The 10532-nt window shown below is 63.3% G+C and carries 11 protein-coding genes; 7 read left to right on the forward strand and 4 right to left on the reverse strand.

The window, feature by feature from the left end; all coding sequences use genetic code 11:
• The 7 genes from CAPSK01_RS23015 to CAPSK01_RS13885 all read left to right on the forward strand — a co-directional run.
• The coding region (locus CAPSK01_RS23015) for a hypothetical protein (RefSeq protein ID WP_337958586.1) at nt 1-208 on the forward strand (208 nt) is incomplete at its 5' end.
• Nucleotides 125-1229, forward strand: a protein-coding gene (prfB, locus tag CAPSK01_RS13860) for a peptide chain release factor 2 (protein ID WP_273703698.1) whose coding sequence is annotated in 2 segments (ribosomal slippage) — nt 125-205 and nt 207-1229 — 1104 coding nt in all. Because the reading frame shifts where the segments join, the coding sequence is not laid out codon by codon here. The genes CAPSK01_RS23015 and prfB, both read left to right, overlap by 84 nt.
• 46 nt (nt 1230-1275) lie before the next feature.
• Entirely contained in the window at nt 1276-2790 is a 1515-nt protein-coding gene (lysS, locus tag CAPSK01_RS13865) for a lysine--tRNA ligase (RefSeq protein ID WP_034927746.1), read from the forward strand.
• Between the two features lie 46 nt (nt 2791-2836).
• Nucleotides 2837-4054: an FAD-dependent 5-carboxymethylaminomethyl-2-thiouridine(34) oxidoreductase MnmC gene (gene mnmC, locus CAPSK01_RS13870; protein WP_273703699.1), complete on the forward strand. Its 1218-nt coding sequence runs from the start codon at nt 2837-2839 to the stop codon at nt 4052-4054.
• Nucleotides 4055-4151: 97 nt separating this feature from the next.
• On the forward strand, nt 4152-4748 hold the full coding sequence (locus CAPSK01_RS13875; RefSeq protein ID WP_034927749.1) for a hypothetical protein: 597 nt from the start codon (nt 4152-4154) through the stop codon (nt 4746-4748).
• 63 nt (nt 4749-4811) lie between these two features.
• Entirely contained in the window at nt 4812-6092 is a 1281-nt protein-coding gene (locus CAPSK01_RS13880) for an aminotransferase class I/II-fold pyridoxal phosphate-dependent enzyme (RefSeq protein WP_034927751.1), read from the forward strand.
• 94 nt (nt 6093-6186) lie between these two features.
• Complete coding sequence (locus CAPSK01_RS13885) at nt 6187-7092, forward strand: sensor domain-containing diguanylate cyclase (RefSeq protein ID WP_034927754.1); 906 nt, start codon at nt 6187-6189, stop codon at nt 7090-7092.
• 46 nt (nt 7093-7138) lie between these two features.
• Here CAPSK01_RS13885 and zapE read toward each other — a convergent pair whose 3' ends face one another.
• The 4 genes from zapE to CAPSK01_RS13905 form a co-directional block, all read right to left on the reverse strand.
• Nucleotides 7139-8251 (reverse strand): cell division protein ZapE, encoded by a 1113-nt coding sequence (gene zapE, locus CAPSK01_RS13890; protein ID WP_034927757.1) that lies wholly within the window; start codon nt 8249-8251, stop codon nt 7139-7141.
• 113 nt (nt 8252-8364) lie between these two features.
• A complete protein-coding gene (locus tag CAPSK01_RS13895; protein ID WP_034927759.1) occupies nt 8365-9168 on the reverse strand; it encodes a 5-oxoprolinase subunit PxpA in 804 nt (267 codons plus the stop codon).
• Nucleotides 9165-10256: a biotin-dependent carboxyltransferase family protein gene (locus CAPSK01_RS13900; protein ID WP_273703700.1), complete on the reverse strand. Its 1092-nt coding sequence runs from the start codon at nt 10254-10256 to the stop codon at nt 9165-9167. Before CAPSK01_RS13900 ends, CAPSK01_RS13895 begins: the two co-directional genes overlap by 4 nt.
• Nucleotides 10253-10532: carboxyltransferase domain-containing protein (locus CAPSK01_RS13905; RefSeq protein ID WP_273703701.1), on the reverse strand; the 280-nt coding region annotated here is incomplete at its 5' end. The genes CAPSK01_RS13900 and CAPSK01_RS13905, both read right to left, overlap by 4 nt.

Genomic DNA, 10532 nt, shown 5'->3' on the forward strand with positions numbered 1-10532 from the left:
GCAAATGCTGAAATTATGGGGCTTGCATCACTTTGAATCACACCCCATTCCCGCCTGCCTGCCCGGTTCGGCCCGCCGCACGTATATAATGCGCAGTTCATTCATCAAGCAAGCAGGGTCCATCATGGAAGCCGAACAGCTCAATCTCATCGAAAACCGGCTCGCCGACCTCGGTCAGCGGGCCACCGAACTGCGGAGGTATCTTTGACTACGATCAGAAAGCCGATCAGTTAAAGGCCGTTGCCCGCGAATTCGAGGATCCGAAGGTCTGGGACAACGCCGAGCGCGCGCAGGAACTCGGACGCGAGAAACGCGTGCTGGAAAACGTCGTGCTGACGCTGAACCGCATTGGCGATGGCCTGCGCGACGCCAGTGACCTCTTCGAGATGGCGCGCGAGGAGAATGACGACGACACGCTGAACGCGGTCATCGCCGATGTCGACGCCATCGAGAAGGAGGTTTCCGGCCTCGAATTCCGGCGCATGTTCAACAACCCGGCCGACCCGCTCAACTGCTTCGTCGACATCCAGGCCGGCGCCGGCGGTACCGAAGCGCAGGACTGGGCGGCGATGCTGCTGCGCATGTACATCCGCTACGGCGAACGCAAGGGCTACGCGGTCGAAGTGCTCGAGGAATCGGAAGGCGAAGTCGCCGGCATCAAGACGGCCAGCATCAAGCTCTCCGGCGACTACGCTTACGGCATGCTGCGTTCGGAAACCGGCATCCATCGACTGGTCCGCAAGTCGCCCTTCGATTCGAATGCGCGCCGCCACACCAGTTTCTGCTCGGTGACCGCCTACCCCGAAATCGACGACTCCTTTGAAGTCGACATCAACCCGGCCGAGCTGCGCATCGATACCTATCGCGCTTCCGGCGCCGGTGGTCAGCATATCAACAAGACCGATTCGGCGGTGCGCATCACGCATCTGCCGACCAATATCGTCGTGCAGTGCCAGAATGACCGTTCGCAGCACCGCAACCGTGCCGAGGCCATGGCGATGTTGAAGTCCCGCATCTACGAAGCCGAGATGCGCAAGCGCCAGGCCGAGCAGCAAAAGCTCGAAGACGCCAAATCCGACATCGGCTGGGGTCACCAGATTCGTTCCTATGTGCTCGACCAGTCGAGAATCAAGGACTTGCGCACCAACGTCGAAGTCGGCAATACCCAGGGCGTGCTCGACGGCGACCTCGACCAGTTCATTGAAGCCAGCCTGAAACAGGGCGTCTGAGCCCGCATGCCCAAGCTGCTCAGGCACTCATTGAGAAACTCCCATCATGTCTCCGACCGAAAACCTCCTCGACTCTTCGCCGCAGCCGGACGAAAACCACATCATTGCCGATCGTCGTGCCAAGCTCGGCGAATGGCGGCGGAGCGGCCAGGCCTTCCCGAACGACTTTGCGCGCGAAAATACCGCCGGCAAGATCAATGATCTCTATGACCACAAGACGCTCGAAGAACTTGCAGCAGTGCCGGTCACCGTCCGGATCGCCGGGCGCATCATGCTCAAACGGGTGATGGGCAAGGCCTCGTTCATTACCGTTCAGGACCTCTCCGGCCGCATCCAGGCTTATGTCAGCCGTGACCAGGTGGGCGATGAAATCTATGCGGCATTCAAGCGATGGGACATGGGGGACATCGTCGGGGCCGTCGGTACGCTGTTTCGCACCCGCACGGGCGAGCTGACCGTGCAGTGCACGGAGATCCGGCTGCTCTCCAAATCGCTGCGACCGCTGCCGGAAAAGTTCCACGGCCTGACCGACCAGGAACAGAAGTACCGCATGCGCTACGTCGACCTGATCACCAACGAGCAATCCCGCCTCACCTTCGTCATCCGCAGCCGCATCGTGCAGTCGATCCGCAACTTCATGATCGATCACGGCTTCCTCGAAGTCGAGACGCCGATGATGCACCCGATTCCCGGTGGCGCAACGGCGCGCCCCTTCGCGACACATCATAACGCGCTGGACATGCCGCTGTTCCTGCGCATCGCGCCGGAGTTGTATCTCAAGCGCCTCGTTGTCGGCGGCCTCGAAAAGGTTTTCGAAATCAACCGCAACTTCCGCAACGAAGGGCTCAGCCCGCGCCACAACCCCGAATTCACGATGATGGAATTCTATGAGGCGTACTCCGAGTACCGCCAGTTGATGGACTTCACCGAAGGACTGCTGCGCCACAGCGCACGCGCGGTGCTGGCCAGCGAAGTGTTCGCATATCAGGGCCGCAGCATCGACTTTGCCAAACCCTTTGCCCGTCTGACGATCGTCGAAGCGATCCGCCAGTTCCATCCCGGTTTCAGCATCGCACAACTTGGCGATGCCGCCTGGTTGCGTGCAAAACTGACGGCAATGAAGGTCGAGGTCGGTGCGGAGTCCGGGCTCGGTGCGCTGCAACTGAAGCTCTTCGAGGAGACTGCCGAAGCCGATCTCTGGAATCCGACCTTCATCATCGATTACCCGGCCGAGGTCAGCCCGCTGGCGCGCCGTAGCGACAGCAACCCCGAGGTCGCCGAGCGTTTCGAGTTGTTCATCGCCGGCCGCGAGATCGCCAACGGCTTCTCCGAGTTGAACGACCCCGAAGACCAGACGGCACGCTTCCTCGAACAGGCGCAAGCCAAGGAGGCCGGTGACGAGGAAGCGATGTACTACGACGCCGACTACATCCGTGCCCTCGAATACGGCCTGCCGCCGACCGCTGGCTGCGGTGTCGGCATCGACCGGCTGGTGATGCTGCTGACCGACTCGGCAAACATCCGTGACGTGATCCTCTTTCCGCAGATGCGGCCGGAGTAGGCAACTGCAGCAAGCCAGAGCGCACATTGACCAGCACTCCCGGTGCATGCCACAGCACGCGATCGTCATTGGTGCCGGTCTGGCCGGCAGCAGCGCCGCCGAACGTCTGGCGGCACGCGGCTGGACGATCGATCTGATCGAGCGCGCCGCAGCCCCTGGCGAGGGCGCTTCGGGTAATCTCGCCGGCGTCCTGCGCCCGCTGCCCTCACTCGACGACAACCGCCTGGCACGACTGACACGGGCCGGGTTCGTCCACGCCCGTGCGCATCTCCAGTCGCTGACCGCCGCCGGTCTGCCGCTACGCTGGGGTTGCACCGGCGTGCTGCATCTGGCGCGGGACGACAAACACGCCGCGACGCAGCAGCGGGTGGTCGAGATCCAGCAGCCTGCAGCCGATGAGCTGCGCTTTGTCGACCGTGACGAAGCCAGCCAGTTGGCCGGCTGGCCGGTTGCCAAGGGCGGCTGGTGGTTCCCCGGCGGTGGCTGGGTCGATCCCGCTTCGCTTTGCCGGGCCAACCTAGCTTGCCAGGCGACGGCGATCCGGCCGCATTATCAATGCCGGGTCGCCGAAATCAGGCGGCAGGCGGGTCTCTGGCAGGCTTGCGACGCCGCGGGCAAGCTGATCGCCGCAGCACCGGTGCTGATTCTGGCCAACGCAGCGGCTGCCCGATGCTTTGCGCCTGCCGCGCATCTGCCGCTGCGCGCTGCGCGCGGGCAGGTTTCGCATCTGCCGGTCGCGACGGCTTCGCCGCCGGCCATCGTCATTTGCCGCCTCGGCTACGTGACGCCAGTCATCGACGGCCTGCGCTGCGTCGGCGCGACCTTCTGCGTCGACGACCAGGAAAACGCGCTGCGCCAGGCCGACCATGCCGAAAACCTGGCCAAACTCGATTTCATCCTGCCAGGCTACAGCCAGCGCATCGACCCCGCGCAACTCGGCGGCCGCGTCGGCTTCCGCCCGCTGTCGCCGGATCGTCTGCCGATGATCGGGGCGCTTGCCGACGCCACCGCCATCGATCCGGCGCGTCCGTCGTTGCCGCTCGCCGCCATGCCGCGTCTGCCGGGACTCTACCTGATCAACGGCTTTGGCGCCCGCGGCATCGTCTGGTCGGCGCTCGCCGGCGAACTGCTGGCCTGCCTGATCACCGGTGCGCCGCTGCCGCTCGCCGACGACCTGGTCAGCGCCGTCGATCCCGGTCGCTTCCTGTTGCGTGGCCGCAGCCAGCGGTGGCACAGCGACGCCGCGCCGCGTATCGACGGGTGACTTTTCCGTCAAGCCGGACCGCGTTGCGTAGTGCTCGTTCTCCACGGCTGCCCGCAAAGCGTTACACTGAGGTTTTTATTTCCAGGAAATCCAGGGGATGGAAAACCAGTCCACAAGCACCCACCCGATGATTCTCGTTGCCGCAGCCTCGGTCACTCTGCTCAGTCTCACCGGCGTCGCGGCGCTGCTCGGCTGGCTGCCGAGCCCCATGGCACCGCAAGTGGCAAGCACACCCATGCCGACCGCGATCGCCGTACCTGCGGAAAAGTCTGCGACGCTGAACATCCCTGCCGGTTCGAGGGTCACGGTGCATACCGTCAGCGAAGCTCCGGCAAGCCAGGCAAGCAAGCAGGTCGCCACTCGACCGACCGCGGCAGTGGCCGACCAGGGGCGATCCACGGTGTCTTCCCGCGCCTACCACGCTAGCCGTGGCACCCGACCGATAGCGAACGACCCGCAACAGGAGAACGCGCTTTACGTCGACCACAGCCGACCTGCTGTTGGCGCCTGCCGGGACTGCGGTACCGTCGTTGACGTGCGCGAGATGACGAAAAAGGGGCGCGTCAGTCCGCAGTACCAGGTCACCGTTCGCCTCAACGATGGCAGCATGCGCACTGTCAACGAATCGCAAGCGCCGCTGTGGCGCAGCGGTGACCGCGTGCGCATCGGCAATGGACAGTTCCCCGGCATCTAGGCGGGTCATCCGAGATGATAAGATTGACCCTTGCCGAAGCGCCAACCTCCAGGGAGAATCCGCATGAAACTAGAAACGCTCGCCGTCCACGCCGGCTACAGTCCCGAACCGACGACCAAGGCGGTCGCCGTACCGATTTACCAGACCAGCTCGTATTCCTTTGACAGCACCCAGCATGGCGCCGACCTGTTCGACCTGAAGGTGGCCGGCAATATCTACACACGCATCATGAATCCGACCCAGGATGTCCTCGAAAAACGCGTTGCTGCAATGGAAGGCGGCATCGGCGGACTGGCGCTGGCCTCGGGCCAGGCGGCGATCACCTACGCGATCATGACCATCGCCGAAGCCGGTGACAACATCGTCTCGGCAGCAACACTTTATGGCGGCACCTACAACCTTTTCGCACATACCCTGCCGCAGTACGGTATCGAGGTGCGCTTTGCCAACCATGCCGAGCCGCCCAGTTTCGAAAAACTGATCAACGGCAAGACCAAGGCCATTTATTGCGAGTCGGTCGGCAATCCACTTGGCAACATCACCGATTTCGAGCCGCTCGCCGAGATTGCACACCGTCATGGTCTGCCCCTGATTGTTGACAACACGGTTCCTTCGCCCTATCTGTGCCGTCCCTTCGAGCATGGCGCCGACATCGTCGTTCACTCGCTGACCAAGTATATCGGCGGTCATGGTAACTCGATCGGTGGCATGATCGTCGATAGCGGGCGCTTTCCCTGGGCTGAGCACAAGGTGAAATTCAGGCGCCTCAACGAGCCGGATGTCTCCTACCACGGGGTGATATACACCGAAGCCCTGGGTCCGGCGGCCTTCATCGGTCGTGCACGCGTCGTGCCGCTGCGCAATATGGGTGCTGCCATCTCGCCGTTCAACAGCTTCCTGATTCTGCAGGGCATCGAGACCCTGCCGCTGCGGATGGACCGCATCTGCGCCAACACCGAAAAGATCGCCGCCTACCTGCAGGGTCACGCCAAGGTGGCGTGGGTCAATTACGCCGGCCTGCCCGATCATCCTGACCACCCGCTGGTCCAGAAGTACATGGACGGCAAGGCTTCCGGGATCCTCACCTTTGGTGTCAAGGGCAACGGCTGCAGCGGCTCGGAGGCGGGTGCGCGCTTTCAGGATGCGCTGCAGTTGTTTACCCGGCTGGTCAACATCGGTGACGCCAAGTCACTCGCCTGTCACCCGGCATCGACCACGCATCGCCAACTGGCTCCGGCAGAACTGGCCAAGGCCGGCGTCTCCGAGGAAATGATTCGCCTCTCGATCGGCATCGAACATGTCGACGATCTGATCAACGACCTCGAGCAGGCACTGGCCGCCTGACGGAAACCTTTCTGATACAAGGGCCTGACGAAGAGCGCAGGGCGGGATTTTGGGCTAACATGTGGATATCGTTGTCTGCCGGTAATGCTTGCAAATGTGCAGTAGCCCACCCCTTCCTCCGTTCGTCGATCTGCGTGCCGATGATGCCGAAATCGGAAACTACGCGACGCTGCTCGACAGTCTCGACATTGCCCTGCTGGTCTTCTCTTCCGATGGTTTCCTGCATCTGCGCAACACTCAAGCCGCCACCCTGCTTGGCGATACGCCGGTCGTATGGGAAGATGAGAACGGTCAGCCGCTGGCTGTCGACCACCGTCCTGAAATGGAGGTGGCGCAGACGCGGCAGGCGGTCCGGCATCGGGCCATCGGTATCCGGAAGACAGCGTCCGGCGCCACCACCTGGTGCAGGGCCAGCGCCTTTCCGGTGTTCGCCGACGATGGCAGTCTTCGACGTGTCCTCCTGGCCCTGGCCAATCTGACCCGTTACCGTCAGTTGGCAAGCCAGTCCATGCCGACACACGACCCACTCACCGGGGTCTTCAATCAAGGCTATATCAGACTGCTGCTCGACGATGAGGATCGCCGCGCCCGACGTTACGGTACCCCTTTTTCCTTGGCGTTGATGACCATCGATGACTTCGCCGATTTCTGTGCAGCGAATGGACGGGAAGCCGGTGAACGCCTGCTCGCCGAGGTGGGTTCACTGTTGGGCAGGAGTCTGCGCGAGTTCGACATGGTTGGCCGCTTTGCTTCCGATCAGTTCCTGTTGATTCTGCCCAATGTTCGCATCAATGATGCGATGATCGGTCTGGAGCGTGTCCTCGCGGCGGTCGAGGCGACCTATGCGCACCACACCAAGCCGCCACTGACAATCAGCGGCGGCGTCACCGAATACAGCGGCGAAGATTCATCGATATTGATCGAGCACCTGCAGCCACTGCTCAGCGCAGCGCAGGAAGCCGGAGGTAATCGGCTCTGCGTGGATCTGGAGATCTTCTAGGCTTTATCTCGGGCCAGCCGCCGCACTGGCCGACAGGCGCTGTTGATCACGACAGATGCGGCAAGCCGAGATACGCGCGTGAACGCATTTCGGTCAGACGACTGGCGGTGCGGAAGAACTCGCTGGCCTGCGTGCCCTGTGTGTACAGGCTGTCCGGACCACAATCGGCGGTGGCAATCAGCTTGACCTTGTGATCGTAGAAGATGTCGACCAGCCAGGTAAAACGCCGTGCCTCCGATGACATGCTCGCCGACATCCTGGGAATCGCCGAAAGCAGTACCGTATGATAGCCGCGCGCCAGTTCGAGGTAGTCGTTTTGCGAACGCGGCCCACCGCACAGTGACTTGAAATCGAACCAGATCACGCCGTTGCCACGGCGCTGTGTCGGAATATTGCGCCCGAGGATCTCGACGGTACCGCCCGGTTCGCCTTCGCCATCGGCCATGGCGGCGAAATACCCGGCCATCTTCAGCTCGGCCGCAGCGTCGGCCGGGTAATGAAAGATCTCGACCTGCTCGAGCGTTCTTAGCCGATAATCGACCCCGGCATCGATTTCCAGCACGTCCAGCCGCGACTTGAGCAGGGCAATCGTCGGCAGAAAGTTGTCGCGCTGCAGGCCATTCGGATAGAGCCTGTCGGGCGGGTAATTGGAAGTCATCACGAAAACCACCCCGTGGGCAAAGAGCGCTTCGAGCAAGCGGCCGAGAATCATCGCATCGGCGATGTCGGAAACGTGAAACTCGTCGAAGCAGAGCAGCCGCACTTCTGTAGCGATGCGCTCGGCCACCCGTAGCAGCGGATCGTTCTCGCCCTTGAGTTCGTTCAACTGCCGATGCACCCCGTGCATGAAGGCGTGGAAGTGAATCCGACGCTTGCGACGATACGGCACCGCGTCGAAAAAGCAGTCCATCAGGAAGCTCTTGCCGCGCCCGACACCGCCCCAGAAATAGACGCCACGCGGCACTTCCGGCGGTGCGAAAAGACGCCGCAAGGTGCTGCGCCGCCCGACCTTGAACGACAGCAGGTCATAATAAAGGCGCTGCAAGCGTTCGGCGGCTGCGCGTTGCGCGGCGTCGGCCTGAAAATTGCGCGCCGCGAGCAGGCCCTCGTAAGCGTCGATCATTCCCCGCTCGGGGACTTTGAGAACTCTGTGAGGCATCGGCGTCTTTCCGCTATCCGAAGGGGATTTCCTCGCGTTTGTCGGGCAGCAAGCGGGGCAGGCCAGGATCGTAACCGCTGCCACGCTCCACCCCCGCCAGTGATGCCGAGATTCTAAACCATTGCCGGCAAAACGTCAGATCCGGACTTGAGCGCTTCCGGAAGCTTCACCAGGCAGATGCCGGCGTCCAGCAGTGCGGCACGGATGGCGGTCGCCGCGGCCACTGCCTGCGGTCCGTCGCCATGCACGCAGATGCTGTGAAACTCGGTTCGGATCAGTTGGCCGTCCAGGCTGACGATGCCGCCTGCGTCGAGCATGCGCAGGACCTGCTCGACGCAGGCGTCGGCGCTGTGGAGAACTGCGCCGGGCTGGCTGCGCGGCACGAGTTTGCCGGTGTCGGTGTAACTGCGGTCGGCAAAGACTTCGGCGGCGACTTTCAGGCCCGCGGCTGCACCCACCAGCAAAAGCTGCGAAAGCACCGGCGCGAGCAGTATCAGCGCAGGATCGAAGCTCTTGATCGCGGCCACGACGCTGCCTGCCAGCGCCGCATTCTCACAGGCCATATTGTTCAGCGCACCATGCGGCTTGACATGCGTCAGCTGCCCGCCTTCGGCTTGTGCCATGCCGGCAAGGGCGCCGATCTGGTAGATCAGCATCGCTTCGAGTTCTGCCGCCGGAAGTTGCATCGCTCGCCGGCCGAAACCCTGCAGGTCAGGAAACGATGGATGCGCGCCCAGGCTGACGCCGGCAGCCAGTGCCTGTCGGACCGTGCGGCGCATCACCAGCGGATCACCGGCATGGAAACCACAGGCGATATTGGCTGCACCGATGATGCGCAGCAGTTGATCATCGCAGCCCATTTCCCAGACCCCGAAGCTTTCGCCGAGGTCGGCGTTGAGATTGATCTTGCGGGTCATCCTCCCTCCCACCGTGAAGGCGGTGAATCCTGTCCAGGCGTCGCCGTCCAGGCCACCGGATCCAACTCTCGGGCATCGACGACACCACTGACCAGATTGGCGGCATAAATCGCCTGCAGATCAAGCCTCCCCGCTTCCACCAGCGGCCCGATGCCGGCGATCAGTGCGTGCAGGGCTGCCGCGCGTGCGCGCGCCGCCCGTTCGGCATCCGCCACCGAAACGGCAGCAAAGCGAATGTACTGTCCCGGTGCCAGCACGGCCAGACGCGGCAGATCGGCCGAGATCACCGTGGCGATCTTCGGATAACCGCCAGCGGTCTGGCCATCGGCGAGCAGCACGATCGGCTGTCCCTGGCCCGGCACCTGAATCGACCCTGGCACAGTCGCATCCGAAGTCATCTCGAAGCCTTTCTCGGGCCGATGTCTGAGCACGGGACCATCCAGACGCATGCCCATGCGATCGGCCGCGGCGGAAATCTGGTAGGCCTCACCCAGGAAGCAGGCCAGCGACGCGGCAGTGAAGTAATCCTCCTGTGGTCCGGGAACGACGCGAATCGGCGCCGCGTCCAGCGCTGGCAAGGTCCGCAGCATTTGTTGGCCGGCTCTGCACTCGCCGACCGGCAGGCGGCCTCCGGGCGACAAGCAGCGACCGTCGAGGCCACCGAGGCCGGCAGGCGCATACGTCGATGCGCTGCCGAGTTGCTTCGGGATGTTGACCCCGGCCAGCGCGAGGTAGCCGACCCGGCCCGGCGACAGCATGCCACAACGCAGGGTCTCGCTGGGCGCAAGCGTCACGCTGCGCCAGGAGTCGAGGCGACGACAGCCGTCGGCGCCGACTACTGCAGCCGAGAAATTTCCGGCCAGCGCGAGCTGAACCGGTGAGTCGAGCGCACGCACTGCCAGACCGCCGACAAAAAATTCGATCGCCGGGGTATCTTCGGCATTGCCAAGCAGGGCATTGGCCAGGCGCAACCAGTCCGGTTGCAGTGCGCCGGCGCGCGGCACGCCAAGCCGACGGAACCCTGGTCGGCCAAGATCCTGGAGCGAAGCCAGCGCGCCGGGGCTGACGATTTCGAGAAAAGCGTTCATCGATCGGCCTCGCCATCGACCAGAAAAGCCAGCGGCGGCTGCGCTGCCGCGCGCAACTTTGGCATTTCCGAGCGCAGCAAGCGATACTCGGTGGCGGCGATCGCCCGAAAGCGCACCCGGTCGCCGGGCAGGAGCAGCGCCGCTTGTGGCCAGTTAGCCGAAAACAGCGGCACCGGGCAGGCGCCCAGCAGATGCCAGCCACCGGGGCTTTCCCAGGGGTAGATCGCAGTCAGGGTGCCGGCTATCGCCACACTGCCCGCCGGCACCCGCAGGCGC

Origin of the sequence: Candidatus Accumulibacter vicinus, assembly GCF_000584955.1 — a bacterium.
Classification (GTDB): Bacteria; Pseudomonadota; Gammaproteobacteria; order Burkholderiales; family Rhodocyclaceae; genus Accumulibacter; species Accumulibacter vicinus.

What these genes read in the sequence shown, in the direction of transcription:
- lysS (WP_034927746.1), top strand. Translation starts at nt 1,276, where the DNA reads ATGTCTCCGACCGAAAACCTCCTCGACTCTTCGCCGCAGCCGGACGAA.
- mnmC (WP_273703699.1), top strand. Translation starts at nt 2,837, where the DNA reads ATGCCACAGCACGCGATCGTCATTGGTGCCGGTCTGGCCGGCAGCAGC.
- CAPSK01_RS13875 (WP_034927749.1), top strand. Translation starts at nt 4,152, where the DNA reads ATGGAAAACCAGTCCACAAGCACCCACCCGATGATTCTCGTTGCCGCA.
- CAPSK01_RS13880 (WP_034927751.1), top strand. Translation starts at nt 4,812, where the DNA reads ATGAAACTAGAAACGCTCGCCGTCCACGCCGGCTACAGTCCCGAACCG.
- CAPSK01_RS13885 (WP_034927754.1), top strand. Translation starts at nt 6,187, where the DNA reads ATGTGCAGTAGCCCACCCCTTCCTCCGTTCGTCGATCTGCGTGCCGAT.
- zapE (WP_034927757.1), bottom strand. Translation starts at nt 8,251, where the DNA reads ATGCCTCACAGAGTTCTCAAAGTCCCCGAGCGGGGAATGATCGACGCT.
- CAPSK01_RS13895 (WP_034927759.1), bottom strand. Translation starts at nt 9,168, where the DNA reads ATGACCCGCAAGATCAATCTCAACGCCGACCTCGGCGAAAGCTTCGGG.
- CAPSK01_RS13900 (WP_273703700.1), bottom strand. Translation starts at nt 10,256, where the DNA reads ATGAACGCTTTTCTCGAAATCGTCAGCCCCGGCGCGCTGGCTTCGCTC.